Raw genomic sequence first — 17630 nt, forward strand, 5'->3', positions numbered from 1 at the left:
TTTACGGCAAAGGTCTCGCCTGCCGCTACGGGCCCTACAGGACCGGGGCACCGGCACATCACCGCCACCCGTTTTGACGATCCTGTAACCGGTAGCACCGAAGGCTCCCGGGGCTACTCCCCTTCGCACGAGCAATACACCGTGCACTGTTGTGCCGTTTTGACCGGTTGTGGCTTCAGCAACAACATATCATTTTACCACGCTTCCTGACAAGATGGTTCGACCGCACGCTTACCCTGAAAACAAAAAGCCCTTGGGGACCCAAGGGCTTTTTCCAACACCCTCCGCTTTTGGGAATGCCGTCACTTGTTGAACGGCTCGTCCGCAATCTTAATCGAGTCGGTCGGGCACCCCTCGGCGGCGTCGTGCATGTCATCCCACAGCTCTTCGGGGATCTCGACCGTGCCCGTGTTGTTGTCGCCACCGTAAACGACGTGGGCCAACCCTTCCTCGTCGTAGTCATAGATGTCCGGCGCCGTCGCACCACAGGCCCCACAAGCGATGCAAGTCTCCTTGTCCACCCACGTATACTTCGGCATCTGGTTTCCCTCCTAAACATGATGACCCATCCGACAGGCTGGCAGCGACCCCGCAAGACCGCCGACCCGCCTTCATCCTCCAGGATTCCCCTCAAGTTGTTGCTTCTACTACAACACTATAGTGGGAACGGCGCGATTTGTCCACCTCGAATTCACTCAATCTTCCATCGTCGACAGGTCCCCGGTGGGTAACCCCAGTTCCCATGCTTTCAGCACACGGCGCATAATCTTGCCGCTCCGTGTCTTGGGCAGCTTATCGCGGAACTCAATTTCGCGCGGGGCGGCATGGGCGGCCAGGCGCTCTTTCACAAAGCGGGCGATGTCCTGCTTGAGCTCTTCGGAGGGCTCGTATCCGTCCCGCAGCGCCACAAAGGCCTTGATGATCTCGCCACGTACGGGATCCGGCTTGCCGATGACGCCCGCTTCCGCAACAGCCGGGTGTTCCAGGAGACAGCTCTCCACCTCGAAAGGCCCGACGCGCTCACCAGAGGTGTTGATGACGTCATCGACACGACCTTGGAACCAGAAGTAGCCGTCCTCGTCGCGATAGGCAGAGTCCCCAGAAACATACCAGCCGGGGATGCGGAAGTACTCCTGGTACTTGGCGTCGTTATTCCAGATCTTCCGCATCATCGACGGCCAGCCGACCCGGATAGCCAAATGCCCCATCCGGTACGGTGGAAGTTCGTTTCCGTTGTCGTCGATGATCGCCGCTTGGATCCCCGGGAACGGTTTGCCCATCGATCCGGGCTTGATGTCCATGCACGGGAAGTTGACGATGAGCATGCCGCCGGTCTCCGTCATCCACCAGGTGTCATGGATGCGCTTGCCGAACACCTTCAGACCCCAGCGGATCACTTCAGGATTGAGCGGTTCACCGACGCTGAGAATGTGGCGCAGGGTTGACAGGTTGTACTTTTTCGCCACCTCTTCGCCCGCGCTCATCAGCATGCGGAAGGCCGTCGGGGCGCTGTACCATACGGTCACCCCATATTTTTCAATGGTGGCGTACCAATCGTCGGGGTTAAAGCGGCCGCCGCGCACCACACACGTCGCCCCGTTGAGCCACGGGCCGAAGATCCCGTAGGACGTGCCCGTCACCCACCCCGGATCGGCCGTACACCAGTAGATGTCCTCGTCCTTGAGGTCGAGCACCCACTTGGCCGTCCAGTAGTGTTGGATCATCGCGTTGTGAACATGGAGGACGCCCTTGGGCTTGCCCGTCGAGCCGGAGGTGTAGTGCAAGATCAGCCCGTCTTCCCGATCCACCCACTCGATGTCCAATTCTTCAGACGCCTCGGCCATTTCCTTGTGGTAATCGTAATGGCCTTCGGGCAGTTCGCCCTCCGCCCCAACGAGAATGACGTGCTTGAGCGCCGGCAGGTCCTGGAGCGGGACGCGCGGCAACAGCTGCGGATTCGTCACGATGGCCACGGCTTCGCTGTCCGCGAGACGATCGCGCACCGCCCCCTCCATAAACGCTTCAAATAGCGGGCCGATGATGGCGCCAATTTTAATCGTCCCTAAAACGCTTACATAGAGCTCCGGAGAACGGGGGAGAAAGACAAACACGCGATCGCCCTTTTTGACGCCCAGCTTCCGCAGCACGTTGCCAAACTTGTTCGACAAGCGCTTGAGCTCGTAAAAGGTGTATTTCTCGTCGCGGCCGCTCGGATCGCTGTAGTACAGGGCCACCTTGTTCTTGCGCGGCCCCTCGCAATGGCGATCGATGCATTCGTAGGCCATGTTCACCCTGCCCGTTTCAGCCCACGAAAAGACCTTTTCCGCCTCTTTCCACGAAAAGGTGCGATAGGCCTCCTCGTAGTCCTTCAGGTTGTAGTCACCCGGAATCGGCGCGATGCGCTCGTCGTGTTGCAACATGTGGACCCTCCTCCCGCACGATGAAATGGGAACGGTCTATATTTAAGAATAATAGAAATCAATGCAACGATCAAACACTTCCGCCGAACCTTTCCCGGTTTCCCTTGGCAGACGTGCATGATATTTTGACTGGCATTGCACATGATAGATGTGTAAAATGCTGACTTGCATGAAGGAGAGATGGATCCGTGTGGTTCTTGCTTCTCCTTATCGGCCTGCTCACCCTCGTGGTGTATGGCCATCACAACACGTACCGGCTTCAGCTCAATCGCATCCATCTGCCCTTGAACCGGCGTGTTCCGTGCCCTCAGGGCCTGACCATCTTGCATCTGTCGGACTTGCACATGGAAAACATCTCGGTGACCCCTGAGGATTTGTACGAGCAGCTAAGAAGCGAGCGGATTGACCTGATCGCGCTCACGGGCGACTACCTCGACCAGCCCGCGAACATCGGCAAGTTCCTCACCTATGTGGACGCCCTGCAGCGCCTCAAGCCCACCTACGGCACCTACGCCGTGTTCGGGAACCACGACTATGTGCTGCCGCCCGAGAAGCTGGCCTATCTGAAACAGGAAATGATGCGTCGCGGCGTACACGTGCTGCAAAACGAATCGCGCACCCTCTCCATTGGCGGGCAAACGTTGACCATAATCGGTGTGGACGACTTCAGCACGCGGCGCAGCAATTTGGCCCGAGCCTACGAGGACGTCGACGGAAACAGCGTCTGCCTGGTGCTGACGCACGACCCCAACCTGGTGCTCCATATGGACGGCTATCCGTGCGACTACCTCCTGTCCGGCCACTTCCACGGTGGACAGATCCACTGGCCGAAGCCGTTCCACCTTGCCAAAATGGGAGCGCTGCCGCGGCGCAACATCATCCGCGGCCTGCACATATGGGGCGAAAAAGCCTTCTACATCAACGAAGGGCTGGGCCAGACCGCCCTGAACATCCGCCTGCGCTCGCGGCCGGAAGTGACATTGCACACGATCTACCAAGCTCAGCACAGCGCATAAGCGGCCTCCCGTTTCGTTGACGAATCTTGTGCCAATTGGTACACTTCGAAGTAAAGGAATACGCGGCAGGTTCACGCCACTGGGGTTTTGCGCGGAAGGTGCGCGAAACGGGCACCTGTCCGCCTGAATGCGATTGGGGACAGGGAAATCATTACGGCGTCCGCAGTGGATGCCGTTTTTTCGTGTCCATCGGGAGGTGACCCGCCATGACCCACGTCTTGCACGTGATCACCGACGGCAAAACGCCGCTCGACGGGGTATGCGCGCGCCTCCGCCAGATCCGGGACAGTGTCGACTACGTACACCTGCGGGAAAAACATCGCCCGGCCGGCGAGCAATGGACGTGGGCCTGTCGCCTGGCCGACGCGCTGGGCGACCCGAAACGGCTCATCGTCAACGACCGCGTCGACGTGGCCCGCGCGCTTGGCGCCTTTGGTGCCCACCTTCCCGCCCACGGGCTGCCGCCCAGCGCGGCGCGCCGCGTCCTCCAAAGCGAACAGGCGGTGGGCGTTTCGGTGCACAGCGTCGAGGAGGCCGAAGCGGCGGAAGCGCAGGGAGCCGACTACGTGCTGTTTGGCCACGTCTTTGCCACGGACTCCAAGCCCGGCCTGCCGCCCCGCGGCCTCGAGGCCCTGCGCGACGTGGTGGAACGCGTCGCCATCCCGGTGATCGCCATCGGCGGCATTACGGTAGAAAACGTGGGCGCGGTTTTGGAGACGGGCTGCGCCGGCATTGCCGTGATGTCCGCCGTCTGGTCCACCGACCGGCCGGCTGCGGTGGTGAGCGCCTTGCGCGAGGTCATGGCCGGTTGTACCGTGCACCCGCGCACTGCATGGCGTCCCCACCCAAGCGGCGCGCCGCCGCGAACCCTTTAGGGAAGGAGGTAGCCTCCATGCCCATTACACAGCCGTCCGCCGATGTCGTCATCGTTGGCGGCGGGATCATCGGTTGCGCCATCGCCTACTCCCTGGCCAAGGATGGTACGCGCGTGACCATCGTGGAACGCGACACCGTCGGCGCCCACGCCTCCAGCGCCGCGGCAGGCATGCTGGGGGCGCAGGTGGAAACGACCCACCCCGGTCCCTTCGTCTCCCTTTGCCTGGAAAGCCGCGCGCGGTTTGCCCGCCTCGCCGACGAACTGTACGCCGTTACGGGCATCGACGTCGAGCTGAACCGCGCCGGACTCTTGCGCCTGGCCCAAAGCGAAGAGGAGCGGCAAGCTCTCCTGGCGCGCGCCGAATGGCAGCGGGCCTTCGGCGAGTCGGCCGAGTGGCTAGACGGCTCCGCCCTGCGGGACATGGAGCCGGCGGTGTCCGATGCCGTCGTCGGTGCCCTGTCCATCCCCGGCGACCACCAGGTGAACGCGGCCAAGCTGACGCGCGCCTTCGCCGAAGCGGCCGTGCGCAGCGGTGCGCGGATTGTCGAGCACAGCGCGGTGGAACGCTTCCTTATGGACGGCAAGCGCGTGGTCGGCGTGGAGACGGAAACGGGCGTGCACCGGGCCGAGTGGACCGTCCTGGCCGCCGGCGCGTGGAGCGGCGTTCTCGGACGGCGGCTCGGGCTTCGCCTCCCCGTTGGGCCGGTGAAAGGGGAGTCGCTGTCCGTCACGTTGCCCGCCGTCCCCTTCCGCAAGACCCTGTTTGCCCATGGCTGCTACCTCGTGCCGAAGCAGGGCGGACGCGTCGTGATCGGGGCGACGGAAGTGCATGCCGGCTTCGATCGTACCGTCACGCTGAAGGCCCTCGCGAAGCTGGGGGCGGCGGCAAAGGCCCTCGTGCCGGCCTTGGCCGAGGCGACCTTCGAGCGGGCCTGGGCCAGCGTGCGGCCCCACTCCGCCGACGGCCTGCCCTTTTTGGGAACGGTAGAAGGCCATCCCGGACTGGTCGTGGCGACAGGCCACTTCCGAAACGGCATCCTGCTGGCCCCCATCACCGGCGAGCTGATCGCGGAGCTTATCCGCACGGGGCAGACACCCGTCCTGCTCGCACCCTTTTCGCCCAACCGCCTGTGGGCGTCAGCAAAGGAAGTGTCCGCGGCAGCGGAGGGAGGTGACACGCCGTGAAGCTGACGATCAACGGCGAGGTGCACGACGTGCCCGACAGCGTGCAGACGGTGGCCGATCTCCTTCGCCACTTTGGCCTGGAAGGCAAGCTCGTTATCGTGGAGCAAAACCGCCGCGTGCTCGACCGCGACACATACGCAGAGGTTCCGGTCCGCGAGGGGGACGTGCTGGAGCTGGTTCACTTTGTCGGAGGAGGATGATCGCCATGACCGCCAACCCTGCGGCCGTACAAGACGACGTGCTGCAAATCGGTCCCTACACGTTTCGCTCCCGCCTGTTTTTGGGTACCGGCAAGTTCTCCGACTTTGACGTGCAAAAGCGCGCCGTAGCCGCCTCGGGTGCGGAAGTGCTCACCTTCGCCGTGCGCCGGATGAACATCTACGACCCCAATCAGCCCAACCTGCTGGAAGAACTGGACCTGTCGCGGTTCAAGCTGCTGCCCAACACCGCCGGGGCGCGCACGGTGGAAGAGGCGGTACGCATCGCCCGGCTCGCCCGCGCCTCCAGGCTGTGCGACATGATCAAGGTGGAGATCATCGGCGACCCGAAGACGCTGCTGCCCGATCCGGTGGCCACACTGGAAGCGACGAAGATCCTCGTCGAGGAAGGATTCATCGTCCTGCCCTACACGAACGACGACCCCATTTTGGCCCGCAAGCTGCAGGAAGCCGGCGCCCACGCGGTGATGCCCGGCGCGGCGCCGATCGGCACCGGCCTCGGCATCCTTAATCCGCTCAACCTCAGCTACATCATCGAGGAAGCAACAGTACCCGTGATCATCGACGCCGGCATCGGCTCACCGGCCGATGCGGCCAAGGCGATGGAACTGGGCGCCGACGGCGTGCTGCTCAACACCGCCGTCTCGGGAGCCAAAGACCCGGTGCGGATGGCCGAAGCCTTCAAGCTGGCCGTCGAGGCCGGACGCAAGGCGTATCTGGCCGGCCGCATCCCCAAGAAACGCTACGCCTCAGCCTCCAGCCCAATGGAAGGCCTCATGTTTTGATCCTCGCAGGATGCGCAAGCCCTCGGTATACGACCGAGGGCTGTTTATCATATGAAGATATTGAATTGAGATGATTCAACCTATACGGCACCGGTTAGAAAGTCAAACAGCAAACGATGAAAGCTGTCCCGATGCTCCACTTGCGTCCAATGGCCGCACTGGCCGTACACCATCAGTTTCGCGCGGGGAATGTGCTGCACGAGGAAATAGCTGGTTTCCAGGGGAACAATGGGATCGTCCCGCCCGTGCACGAGCAACACGGGATGCGGGATGCGCCGCAGGGATGCCGGCGGCACGACCAGCGCATCCAGATGCTGCTGGCGCGGAGGGGGAAACATTGCTTCATACGAACGGCGAACGGCGGGATCCATGGCGGCCGCAAAGCGCATCTGGCTGATGTGCTCCAGCTGATCCCCCACAATGCGGTCGTCGTACGCGAACCAGCGAATGAGTTGCGTCATCGTGGACGGAGAGGGATCCGCATAGAACCCCCAAACGCGGTCAAGTTCCGGGGTCAACCGACAGGGAGCCCCCGCCGAACCCATCAGCACCGCTCGGCTGAACCGTTCCGGCGCTTCCACCAACAAATGGAGGGCAATGGCGCCGCCTAGGGAGTTGCCCACCACATGGGCGCGCGCAATGTCCAGTTCGTTCAGAAGATTGAGAAGTTGGTCGAGCCACAGCCGCATCCAGGCGCGCATCCCTTGGGGAGGCGCAGGCGGGTGGTCGGTCTGCCCAAAACCGACCAGGTCCGGCGCGATGCAATCAAACCCTTGCTCGCTGAAGTACGGCAGCGCAAATTGCCAGTTGGACCAGGCCGTCGCCCCCGGTCCCGAACCGTGAATGAACAGAATGGCCTCACGGTTTCCCTCGCCCGCACGGTTCACATACGTCTCGAACGCGCCGGTCTGTACCCGAAAGCACGCCACATCGCCCATTCCTCTCCCTCCTCCGGTCTCGCTCAAATCAGGACAACAATTGTCCCTTATTGCCCGCGATCTCGTCCGCCCACGTTCGCGGCGTCCTTCACGAGGGCCAGGTAACGGGCAAACGCCCGCTCCTTTTGCGTACGCACCAACCGTTCCAGTTCTTGGGCGTTCCGTTTGCGCAACGTCTCGATCATCGCTCGGTGCTCCTTCTGGGATGCGTGCATGGAATCCGGGGTCTGCACGAAAATCCACCGCGAGCGAGCCGAGCGCTCCCAGACGGTGATCACAATGCGGAAAAGCTCTTTCCACGGCGAAAACTCGTAAAGGGTGCGGTGAAATTCGTAGTTCAGGCGGCTAAACTGCGCAGCGTCATTCTGTTCGATGCACTTGTCCATTTCGTCTACCAATTCTTCCAACCGATCGATGCCTTCATCCGTAATGGCCTGCACGGCCGTCCGGGCCAGAATCGGCTCCAAAGCCAGGCGGATGGTGAAGAGCTCTTCCAGCTCTTCCACCCGCACCGGCGCCACCCGCGCCCCTACAAACGGCTTGTTCTCCACCCACCCTTCAGCTTCCAGCCGCCGCAACGCCTCCCGCACCGGTATTGGACTGGTGCCTAGCTCACGGGCCAGCTGGTCAACCACAAGGCGTTCCCCCGGCGCAATCTCCCCGGAGAGAATCGCTTCCTTCAGCTTTTCATAAACCCATTCAGAACGGGTGATCGGCATCCGCACCATCCGCACGACCTCCTACCGGAAAGCCCTTCAAGCGATTTGCCCCTTCGTTCCAACCCTTGCGAACGCTGTACCATATCGTATATTGTATCATATTCCAAACCTGTACAGAGAAGGGCCGCAATCTCCTCACGTTGCTTCGATCACAAACGGAACCCGTGCAGATGCCGTTCTGTCCAAGAGAAAACCCGCGCGTTGGCCGCGCGGGCGCCACCGCCGTGATCGCGTCGGCCACCTGGTTCGGCTTCAGGTCGAAAGCGTACAGGTGGCGTCCCACACGCACCGCAATCTCCGGCTCCACCCGCGGGTGAATTCACTTCCCCCGCACCTCAGCAGGCGAACCTCTTCCTTCTTCTCGTTCCCTACACCGGCAACCCATCCAAACCGCCCAAAAGCGCCCAAGCCTCTTCCCGTTGTCCCGCAGCAATGAGCGATCGGATCCGGGTGGACGAGATCACTTCACCTCGGGTGCAGCAAACGGGATCCATCACCCGAACAGAAAAGGCAACCGCTAACTCATCGAGGCCGCCCTGGCGACCCCGGCCAAACCGGAAATTCCGTCCAACCCAGATCTCGAGCGGATGGAGCGCGCGCAACTCTTCGATGAACACCTCGGCGCTTCGGGACATGTATGCCTCGTTGAAGTTGGCCACGACAACGTGGTCAACCTCCAACTGCGCCAACCGCCGGACCTTCTCTTCTAAGGGTGTCAATATGGGAACCCGTTGAAGGTAGCAGCGAGGTGGCGGATCAAAGGTATACACGACGGACGGAACACCCAGGGTCCGGGCCCGTGCGACGGCCTGCCGAATGAGGACCTGGTGGCCCAGGTGCACACCGTCAAACGCGCCCACCGTCACGACAGACGCCGGGAGCACCAGCGTGTTGGCCGGGTGAATGCGCATCCGCTTCACCTCCTTCCGTTCAGGGGGAAGACCCGGCAAGAGAATGCCACAGCCGCACCGGAACACCCGACCCGGTGCGGCCGCTGAAGGAACAACCGTACCCCAACGGGATCTGGGGTGGCAAAAACGTATGGTCACGTCGTCACACCGGTAAAGCCTTCGATCCATTCTTGGCGATGGTTGAAGTAGAAGATGCCCCGTGCCAGTTGGTCAACCGTCCACTTCACCACCGGCATGTCGGGATAGGCGATGTACCCGCCGGTGAACACCTCGTTGCGGTTGCCCGACGGATCGAAGTAATAAATGGTCTGCCCGCGGGTGATCCCGTGACGCTCAATCCCGACATCAATCGGCACATCGTGCTTGGAGAATACGTCACCGGCCTTGCGCAGCTCATTAAATTCATCCAGCCAGAAGGCAAAATGGTGCAACCCTTCGTCTTTTCCCGGAATGATCGCGATGTCGTGCGGCGTGTTGCTGCGGAACAGCCAGGCCGCAATTGGCGTCTCCGAATTCTCGTTTTCCACCACTTTCTCGCTCATGTAGAAGTTCAGCGCCTTCATGAGGAAGTCAATGGTTTCCACCGGCTTTTCCGCCGTGATGAGCAAATGGTCAATCCGCGGCGCCCCCACGCCGATCAGCCCCTCCGGCCACGGCGCCGGGTTCACCTGCGGCAGCGCTTTGCCCTTGTATTCCATTTCGACGAACAGCTCCATCGTGTGTCCCGACGGTAACTTGAACCGCAATCCCTCGCCCACCTTGTGGTTCTCGCCCTTGGAGACGCGCGTCACCGATGCGCCATACTGCTGCAATTGTTTCTCCAAGCGCTCCATGTCCTCGTAGGTGTGCACCTTGAACGCCATCTTTTCCAGCCCGGCGCGGTTCGACTTCCGCAGCACGATGGAATGGTGGTCGTACTCGTCCCATCCTTTCAGATAAATCGCGTCCTCCGTCCGGTCCGTCACCTCCAGGCCCATCACGTCCACGTAATGCTTGCGGGCCGCCTCCAGATCCGTCACCCGCACCTCCACAAACCCGAGCCGCAAGATTCCTTCTCCCATAGCCGAGTCCTCCTTCAGAAGTTTTCAAATGTTTACCACCTTACATTGCCCTCCATACTCGGACAAGCGGTCCCTCGCGCTTCACAATGCGTATGGCCAAATCGGAACGCGGATACGCCTGACACGCCAGAATATACCGCTGCTCCCGCTCCGCATCGGACAGCGCGGCGCGGGAATAGACGTTGCGATGGTCCACGTCTCCGGACAGGAGCTCCGCTTTGCAAGCGGCACACCCGCCCCGACGGCATCCGGAAAAGGCGGGACGGCCATCCCGTCCGTAATAGTGGTTCATCAGGGCCTGCAACACCGTTTCCCCTGCCCGCCCGATCACCTCCTTTCCGTGCGGTTCGACACGAATACGGAAGCGGTCATCCATGGTTCTGCCCTTCCTTGACCACTTCCAGCGCCGCCCGGCCAATCGCCTCATCCTCGTCCTCCGATGCCCCGCTCACGCCAATGGCGCCGATGACTTCCCCGTCGACCTCAATGGGGAACCCTCCGCCAAAAATGGTGAGATCGGGCGTGTGCGGAATGCCGTGCAAGAGACGGGGATTGTCTTTAATGAGGTCATACCAGTCCCCTGTCGGCATGCGGAAGGCAGCGGCGCTGTACGCCTTGCGCTGGGCAATGCCGATGGACAGGAGGGGAGCCCCGTCCATGCGGCGAAACGCCTTGAGATGACCCGCTTCGTCGGTGATGGTGATGTTCACCGCCACGCCCAGCTCCTTCGCCTTGGCGACAGCCCGTTCCAGCATGGCTACCGCAAGGGAATCGGTAATGCGCCTGACGGTGCGGTACAACTCCACAGGCTCCCCCTCCAATTCCTCGTTCTCCTCACCGGACGCCCATCTTCCGGTGGAGGTTGATGTCATCCGGATTGATCAGATCGCTGACCGTCCACCCGTCCAGGTTGTATTCGCTCATCATCTTTTCGGCAAAGCCGATAAAGCTGTCCATATCGCCCAAGGCCTGGGCCGTCAGCAGCGTTTCAATGCGAATGTTCTCGTAGTTCCCGGCGTAGTTGCGCTCATAGAGCTCATGCCGCCCGCCGAATTCGCTGCCAATGGCATCCCACAGCGCCTTCATGACCTTCATCTTCGCTTCGGCGTCATAGCCGTTGGACCCCCGCAAGTACTTGTCGAGATACGGACGGAGCTCGGGCACCTTGAAGTCGACGGCATTGGAATTCATGTAGATCAGGGCGCTGGCAACGTCCGTCTCGATGATCTCCTTGATCCGCGGATAGGCCAGCGGGGCAAAGACGCGATAGGCCAATCCATGGCGAACATCCGGATTGACATAGTCCCCCACCCAGGGCACCGGAGCGTGCACCATGGCTTCGGTGATGGCGTAGAACAGGTTGCGCCAGGCAATCACCTCGCCCAAACGGGCCTGCACACCGCGGAAATCTTTGGCCCCCGTTGACTCGAGCGCCTTGGTGAGAAGCCCGGCGATAAATTCCAGCTTGACCACAAATCGCGTACAGCCATGGAATGTAAAGCGCTCGGTAAAGCCGGAGCGCGGGAAGAAGGTGTTCACCTTCTCCACATCGCGGTAAACCAATACGTTCTCCCACGGAACGAAAACGTTGTCAAAGATCAGCACCGCGTCATTCTCATCGAGGCGGCTGGACAACGGGTAATCGAACGGGCTTCCCATCACCGCGGCGGTGTATTCGTAGGAGGGACGGCAGATCAACTTGACCCCCGGGGCATCCATTGGGATAATTAGGACCAGGGCGAATTCTTCTTTCTGGATCGGCAGCGGCCCATAGTGGGCCAAGAAGTTGGCATGGGTCAACGCCGATCCTGTTGCCACCACTTTGGCACCGCTTACATAAATCCCACCATCGGTCTCCTTCGTCACGTGCATGAACACATCGCCAACCTCGTGTATCGGTTTGTTCCGATCCACGGGCGGATTGACAATAGCGTGATTCATGAAGAGAACCTGTTCCTGTGCGCGCTTGTACCAAATTCTTGCGTTTTCCTCAAAGGGCGTGTAGAACGCGGCATTGGCGCCCAATGTGCCCAGGAAGCTGGCCTTGTAGTCCGGGCTGCGCCCGATCCACCCGTAAGCGATCCGCTGCCAGGCCATGATCGCATCGCGCGCGGCAACCAGATCCTGTGCACTCTTGGGGGCTTTGAAGAACGGATGGGTTTTGCCCCCGTTGCCCGTATCGGTGTCCGTGAGCAAAACGCCTTGTTGTTTGGGATCGTGCAGCGCGTCATACATGCGCGCAATCATGCGTGCCGTATTGCGAAACGCCGGATGGGTGGTCACGTCCTGCACCCGTTCCCCGTAGATCCACACTTCCCGCCCATCCCGCAGGCTTTCTAAGTACTCCGCTCCCGTCAGCGGGCGATTTAAGGTTTTGCTAATGGTCATCGGGATACCCCCTTCGTTTTCGATCTTGTCCGCGTAAGGAGGGCGACAGGGTTCCGTTTTAGATTGAATATACAGAATATTCCGTTAAATATACCTCACCTCCTTATCAGGTTCTATCCGGTACCTTCCACCGTCCACTACAGCCCCCTACGCCTTGGTCGCATGTTCCTCGTCTCCGGGCACGGCTCGCCCGCGGATCAGGCTGGCCGGCACGCCGGCGATTCCCCAGTTCTCCGGCTCCAGTTCGACGATGAACACGCGCACCGTCTCCCGTTCCACACCAAGGGCAGTCGCCACCTGTTCCGTCAGGTCGTGCAACAGTTTACGCCTCAACTCCGCGCTGCGGCCGCGTAGCAGGTATACACGCACGATGACCATAGCCTCTACCTGCCTTGCGCAACCGCTTTCCGCTGCGCCAATTCGTAAGCCACCTGGATGATCTGGTCTTCCTGTCCGCCCACCGTCTTGCGCCGGCCCAGCTCGATAAGAATGTCCCGCGGCTCAACGCCGAACTTCTCCGCAGCGCGCCGGGCATGGAGCAAGAAGGTCGAGTAAACCCCTGCGTATCCAATCACCAGGGCATCACGGTCGATTACGATGGGTCGGGGCAAGAGGGGCTTGACCACCTCTTCGGCTGCATCCATGGCCGCATAGAGGTCGACGCCCGTCTCCACCCCCAGCCGGTCGAGCACCGCCACAAGCACCTCCAGCTGGGTGTTGCCGGCACCCGCCCCCAGGCCGCAAAGCGAACCGTCGAGCCACGTGGCTCCTTCTTCCATGGCGACGAGGGTGTTGGCCACCGCCAAGCCAAGGTTGTTATGCGCGTGGAACCCCACCTCACAGGTGAGGGCATCCCGCAGGGCCCGCACCCGGTCGCGGACCTCGTGGGGGAGCAGCGCCCCCGCCGAATCCACCACGTACACCACGTCGGCGCCGGCCTCCTCCATGATGCGGGCCTGCCGGGCCAGCTCCGCCGGCGGCACCATGTGAGACATCATCAGGAAGCCGACGGCGGTCATCTCCAGTTCCTTGGCCATGGCGAGGTGTTGCGGACTGATGTCTGCCTCGGTGCAGTGGGTGGCCACCCGCACCACCGACGCGCCGGCCTTGCGCGCCTGCTTCAGTTCCGTGCGCGTGCCGACTCCCGGCAGCAAGAGAACGGATACACGCGAACTTCCTGCCTGCTCCACAGCCGTCCGGATCCAGTCCAGCTCCGGTTCCTTCGACAGGCCAAACTGAAGCGAGGATCCCCCGAGGCCATCGCCGTGCGTCACTTCGAAGACCGGAACCTTGGCTTTCGCCAGGGCAGCCGCCACCCGGCCGACCTGCTGGGCGGTAAACTGGTGCCGAACCGCATGGCTGCCGTCCCGCAGCGAGACGTCGACAAGCGTGATCGTCTTGTTTACCGTCATTCTTCTGATCCTCTCCCTTTGTCATTCGGCTCCCCTTAGGACACCGCCAGCCGCTCTTCGGCCAGCTTTTCGGCCACCCGCACGGCCGCAGACGTAATGATGTCCAGATTGCCGGCATATTTGGGCAGGTAGTCGCCGGCGCCTTCCACCTCGATCATGAGGGTGACCAGCTTGCCTTCTCCGATCGGAGAATCCTCAACAAGCGGCGGCACCTTCAACCTGTAACCGGGCACATACCGCTGGACTTCGGCCACCATCTCCTCGACGGAACGGACAATGGCCGCCTCATCCGCCTCGCGCACCAGGGCGTAGATGGTGTTGGTCATCATGATCGGCGGCTCGGCCGGATTGAGGATGATGAGCGCTTTCCCCCGCTTAGCGCCACCCACCCGCTCGAGGGCGCGCGCCGTGGCCTGCGTGAACTCGTCGATGTTGGCCCGCGTCCCCGGACCCGCGCTCTTCGAGGCCACCGTAGCGACGATCTCGGCGTACTCCACCGCGGCCACCCGGCTCACAGCGTAGACCATAGGCACCGTGGCCTGGGCACCGCAGGTGATCAGGCTGATGTTGTCCGGCGGCAGATCGGCGTTACGGTTCACAACCGGCACCACCGGGTCTCCCACCGAAGCCGGGGTCAGGTCGATGGCGATTTTCCCCGCCGCTTTCAGGAGCGGGGCGTGGCGCAGATGGGCCTTGGCCGAGGTGGCGTCAAAGACGATCTGAATCTCCTTGTTGGCCAAAATGGCGTCGATCGATTCGGTGCTGGTGGGGATGCCCAGGTCACGAGCCCTGGCCAGACCATCCGACTGGGGATCGATACCCGCCACCAGCGCCAACTCCAGGGAGGAGCTGCGCAGGATCTTGTACATCAGGTCCGTCCCGATGTTCCCGGACCCCAAAATTCCGACTTTGACCGGCATGGTTCACGCTCCCTTTTCGTCCATGGTGGGGAATCGCAGCATGACAGCGTCGAGACCGGCAATCTCCAGGCGCACGTTCTGGCCCGGCTGAACCGGCACCGCGCCAGCCAGGGCCCCTGAGAGGACGATGTCTCCCGCATCGATCCCCTCGCCCATCTCACCCAGCTTGTTTGCCAGCCAGGCGACGCACACGGCCGGATGGCCCAGGGCCGCCGCCCCCGCGCCGACCGCCTCGATGCGGCCGTCGACGTACAGGACCATCCCGGCCAGGGCCAGATCGAGATCCTGCCAGCGGGTGCGCCACGGCCCGATGGCGTATGCGCCGCACGAGGCGTTGTCGGCCACGGTGTCGACCAGCTTGATCTTCCAATCGCGAATGCGGCTATCCACGATCTCGATGGCCGCCGCCACCGCCTCGGTGGCCTGGAACACATCCTGAACGGTCACCCCCGGTCCGCGCAGCGGCTTGTTGAGCAGAAAGGCGATCTCGCCTTCCACACGGGGTTGCAGCAGGCGCCCCACGTCCACCTCCCCCACACCGTGGTATACGGGCACAGACAAGCTGTCCAACAGCGTGCCGTAATCCGGCTCGTGAACCCCCATCATCTGCTGCATCGCGCGGCTGGTCAGGCCGATTTTTCTTCCGGTAATCCGGTCACCGGTAGCCAGGCGTAACCGCACCCACGCTTGCTGGATCGCGTACGCCTCCGCTACATCCTGAAGGCCGTACGCGTCGCTGAGCGGTTCGATGGGCTCGCGCGTCCGCCACGCCCGGTCCAGCTGCGCGGCGATCGCTTCCACCGGCAGCGTCATGGCGATCCCTCCACAACCGTCGGCAGGTGGGTAAACGTTCCGGTGTAGAAGATGAGCGGCTGTCCGTCGCGATAGTGGAAATTCGTGATCTTCCCAAGGTAGAGGACATGGTCACCGCCATCATAGGCCCGCCACGGCACACACTCGATCCACGCGAGCACTCCTCCCAGCCGGGGTGCCACTTCCCCTTCCTCCCACTGCAGGACAAGCGCCTCCTGCGGACGCCCCGCAAAGTGGAGCGCCACATCCTGCTGCTCCGCCGACAGGATGTTCACGGCAAAGGGCGTCCCCTCCAGCTTGCTGCAGGCCTTGGCCCTCCGGTCGATGGAAACCAGGAGCAGGGGCGGATCCAGCGATACCGACGTAAAAGCGTTGACCGTGATGCCGTACCGTTCTCCTCCCACGGCGTATGTCACCACGGTGACACCGGTTGCAAAGCGACCGAAACAGGAACGCAGTGCTCGCGTGTCCATTTCCCCGCCTCCATTCCCCTTTGCGCCCGTTAGACCGCGACGCAAATGTTCATCGCCTCGGTGTAAAACTCCATGCTATAGTGGCCGCCCTCGCGCCCAATGCCGCTGTGCTTCATCCCGCCAAAGGGAACCCGGAGGTCACGAACAAAAAAGTCGTTCACCCAAACCGTACCGGCCTTCATCGCCGCCGCCACACGGTGGGCCCGGCTGACGTCGCGCGTCTGCACCACGGCGCTGAGCCCGTATCGGGTTCCGTTGGCCCACGCGATCACTTCCTCTTCCGTCCGGAAGGGGGTCACCGTGACGACCGGGCCAAATACCTCGTCCTGGCAAATCCGGTCCTGCGGCTTTGCCGCGATGACCGTCGGCGCCATGAAGTTGCCCCCGCTCAAGGCGCCGGAAAGGCGCAGCCGCTCGCCACCGGTGAGAATCTCGTTCCCATCGTCGCGAGAACCGCGAACAAACCCCAACACCCGGTCCAGGTGTTCCGGCGAGATGAGGGCGCCCATTTCGGTTTCGGGATCCATCGGATCGCCGACCCGAATTCCCTTGGCCACCTCAACAAAGTCGGCCACAAAACGGTCGTAGATCGACTCGTGGACAAAGATGCGCGAACCGGCCAGGCAAAACTCGCCCTGGTTAAAAAAGGCCGCCCGCTTGGCAATCTGCACCGCCCGGTCGAGGTCGGCATCTTCGAAGATGATGTTGGCACCCTTGCCCCCGAGCTCGAAGGAGTACCGCTTCAATGTGGCCGCGCCGTTGCGCATGATCGTCTGTCCCGTGATGGTCTCACCGGTGAAGGAGATGAGGGCCACATCGGGGTGGGTGGTCAGGAATTCCCCGGCGCTGTTCGGCCCATGGCCGTGGACCACGTTCAGGACGCCGGGCGGCAGGTCCGCCTCCTGCGCCAGCTGCGCCAGTTTCCAGGCCCCCAACGGGGTCCATTCCGCCGGCTTCAACACAACCGTGTTGCCGAAGGCCAGGGCCGGGCCGATCTTCCACGTTTCCAGCATCAGCGGGACATTCCACGGCGTGATGAGGGCCGCGACGCCGACCGGCTGGCGAAGCACGTAGTTGACATACCCGTTTTCCATGGGGTAGCATTCCGACCCCACCATGGTGGCAAAATCGGCGAAAAAGCTAATATTGGCCGCCACCCGCTCGATGTAGTGATGGCGATTTTCCGAAATCGGACGGCCCACGTCGAGCGTTTCGATCCGGGACAGTTCGTCGGCATGCTGGCGAATGGCGTCGGCAAACCGGTTGAGGATGCGCCGCCGTTCCGACGGCTTGGTTCGGGACCACTTCTCAAAGGCCTGTTTCGCTGCTTCGACAGCGGCGTTGACCTCATCTTGCCCGCCGTCTGGTGCCTTCCCAATCACTTCGCCCGTAGCAGGGTAGTACACCGAGAAACGCTCTCCCCCATCGACAAATTTCCCGTTGATATAGTGTTGAACGTCAAACGGCATCATCGGGTTCCTCCTTTGGTTGTCG

20 protein-coding genes are annotated in these 17630 nt (G+C 62.0%); 5 read left to right on the top strand and 15 right to left on the bottom strand.

The window, feature by feature from the left end:
- Window positions 1–302 precede the first annotated feature (302 nt).
- Both ACYQ0Z_RS10250 and acsA read right to left on the bottom strand, forming a co-directional pair.
- Window positions 303–539: a ferredoxin gene (locus tag ACYQ0Z_RS10250; RefSeq protein WP_459867626.1), complete on the bottom strand. Its 237-nt coding sequence runs from the start codon at window positions 537–539 to the stop codon at window positions 303–305.
- Window positions 540–695: 156 nt separating this feature from the next.
- On the bottom strand, window positions 696–2420 hold the full coding sequence (acsA, locus tag ACYQ0Z_RS10255) for an acetate--CoA ligase (protein WP_459867629.1): 1725 nt from the start codon (window positions 2418–2420) through the stop codon (window positions 696–698).
- 188 nt (window positions 2421–2608) lie between these two features.
- Between acsA and ACYQ0Z_RS10260 the strand changes: the two genes are divergently transcribed.
- From ACYQ0Z_RS10260 to ACYQ0Z_RS10280, 5 genes are all read left to right on the top strand, one after another.
- Window positions 2609–3436: a metallophosphoesterase gene (locus tag ACYQ0Z_RS10260; RefSeq protein ID WP_459867632.1), complete on the top strand. Its 828-nt coding sequence runs from the start codon at window positions 2609–2611 to the stop codon at window positions 3434–3436.
- Between the two features lie 206 nt (window positions 3437–3642).
- Window positions 3643–4311: a thiamine phosphate synthase gene (locus ACYQ0Z_RS10265; RefSeq protein WP_459867635.1), complete on the top strand. Its 669-nt coding sequence runs from the start codon at window positions 3643–3645 to the stop codon at window positions 4309–4311.
- 17 nt (window positions 4312–4328) lie between these two features.
- The gene (thiO, locus tag ACYQ0Z_RS10270; RefSeq protein ID WP_459867638.1) at window positions 4329–5498 is read left to right on the top strand and encodes a glycine oxidase ThiO; all 1170 of its coding nucleotides are present in this window, start codon (window positions 4329–4331) and stop codon (window positions 5496–5498) included.
- The gene (gene thiS, locus ACYQ0Z_RS10275; protein ID WP_459867641.1) at window positions 5495–5698 is read left to right on the top strand and encodes a sulfur carrier protein ThiS; all 204 of its coding nucleotides are present in this window, start codon (window positions 5495–5497) and stop codon (window positions 5696–5698) included. Before thiO ends, thiS begins: the two co-directional genes overlap by 4 nt.
- A 38-nt stretch (window positions 5699–5736) precedes the next feature.
- Entirely contained in the window at window positions 5737–6501 is a 765-nt protein-coding gene (locus ACYQ0Z_RS10280) for a thiazole synthase (RefSeq protein WP_459868890.1), read from the top strand.
- A gap of 80 nt (window positions 6502–6581) precedes the next feature.
- Here ACYQ0Z_RS10280 and ACYQ0Z_RS10285 read toward each other — a convergent pair whose 3' ends face one another.
- The 13 genes from ACYQ0Z_RS10285 to ACYQ0Z_RS10345 all read right to left on the bottom strand — a co-directional run bounded on the left by ACYQ0Z_RS10285 (window position 6582) and on the right by ACYQ0Z_RS10345 (window position 17605).
- Complete coding sequence (locus ACYQ0Z_RS10285; RefSeq protein WP_459867644.1) at window positions 6582–7439, bottom strand: alpha/beta fold hydrolase; 858 nt, start codon at window positions 7437–7439, stop codon at window positions 6582–6584.
- Window positions 7440–7486: 47 nt separating this feature from the next.
- Window positions 7487–8167, bottom strand: coding sequence for a GntR family transcriptional regulator (locus ACYQ0Z_RS10290; protein ID WP_459867647.1), 681 nt, complete (start codon window positions 8165–8167; stop codon window positions 7487–7489).
- Between the two features lie 359 nt (window positions 8168–8526).
- Complete coding sequence (locus ACYQ0Z_RS10295; RefSeq protein ID WP_459867650.1) at window positions 8527–9069, bottom strand: FAD synthetase; 543 nt, start codon at window positions 9067–9069, stop codon at window positions 8527–8529.
- A 134-nt stretch (window positions 9070–9203) separates the two neighbouring features.
- Window positions 9204–10130 carry a catechol 2,3-dioxygenase gene (locus ACYQ0Z_RS10300; protein ID WP_459867653.1) on the bottom strand — a complete coding sequence of 309 codons (927 nt, stop codon included), beginning with the start codon at window positions 10128–10130 and terminating at the stop codon, window positions 9204–9206.
- Window positions 10131–10170: 40 nt separating this feature from the next.
- Window positions 10171–10506, bottom strand: a complete 336-nt coding sequence (locus tag ACYQ0Z_RS10305; RefSeq protein WP_459867656.1) for a 2Fe-2S iron-sulfur cluster-binding protein — start codon at window positions 10504–10506, stop codon at window positions 10171–10173.
- On the bottom strand, window positions 10499–10936 hold the full coding sequence (locus ACYQ0Z_RS10310; RefSeq protein WP_459867663.1) for a GlcG/HbpS family heme-binding protein: 438 nt from the start codon (window positions 10934–10936) through the stop codon (window positions 10499–10501). The genes ACYQ0Z_RS10305 and ACYQ0Z_RS10310 overlap by 8 nt, the downstream gene beginning before the upstream one ends.
- Window positions 10937–10964: 28 nt before the next feature.
- A complete protein-coding gene (locus tag ACYQ0Z_RS10315) occupies window positions 10965–12518 on the bottom strand; it encodes a 4-hydroxyphenylacetate 3-hydroxylase N-terminal domain-containing protein (RefSeq protein ID WP_459867666.1) in 1554 nt (517 codons plus the stop codon).
- 147 nt (window positions 12519–12665) lie between these two features.
- The gene (locus ACYQ0Z_RS10320) at window positions 12666–12896 is read right to left on the bottom strand and encodes a tautomerase family protein (protein WP_459867669.1); all 231 of its coding nucleotides are present in this window, start codon (window positions 12894–12896) and stop codon (window positions 12666–12668) included.
- A 5-nt stretch (window positions 12897–12901) separates the two neighbouring features.
- Window positions 12902–13930 (bottom strand): 4-hydroxy-2-oxovalerate aldolase, encoded by a 1029-nt coding sequence (dmpG, locus tag ACYQ0Z_RS10325; protein ID WP_459867672.1) that lies wholly within the window; start codon window positions 13928–13930, stop codon window positions 12902–12904.
- 35 nt (window positions 13931–13965) lie between these two features.
- Window positions 13966–14850, bottom strand: a complete 885-nt coding sequence (locus ACYQ0Z_RS10330) for an acetaldehyde dehydrogenase (acetylating) (protein ID WP_459867675.1) — start codon at window positions 14848–14850, stop codon at window positions 13966–13968.
- A gap of 3 nt (window positions 14851–14853) precedes the next feature.
- On the bottom strand, window positions 14854–15663 hold the full coding sequence (locus tag ACYQ0Z_RS10335; RefSeq protein ID WP_459867678.1) for a 2-keto-4-pentenoate hydratase: 810 nt from the start codon (window positions 15661–15663) through the stop codon (window positions 14854–14856).
- Complete coding sequence (locus ACYQ0Z_RS10340) at window positions 15660–16136, bottom strand: flavin reductase family protein (RefSeq protein ID WP_459867681.1); 477 nt, start codon at window positions 16134–16136, stop codon at window positions 15660–15662. Before ACYQ0Z_RS10340 ends, ACYQ0Z_RS10335 begins: the two co-directional genes overlap by 4 nt.
- A gap of 29 nt (window positions 16137–16165) precedes the next feature.
- A complete protein-coding gene (locus ACYQ0Z_RS10345; RefSeq protein WP_459867685.1) occupies window positions 16166–17605 on the bottom strand; it encodes an aldehyde dehydrogenase in 1440 nt (479 codons plus the stop codon).
- Window positions 17606–17630 lie beyond the last annotated feature (25 nt).

It is taken from the genome of Calditerricola yamamurae, assembly GCF_054654135.1.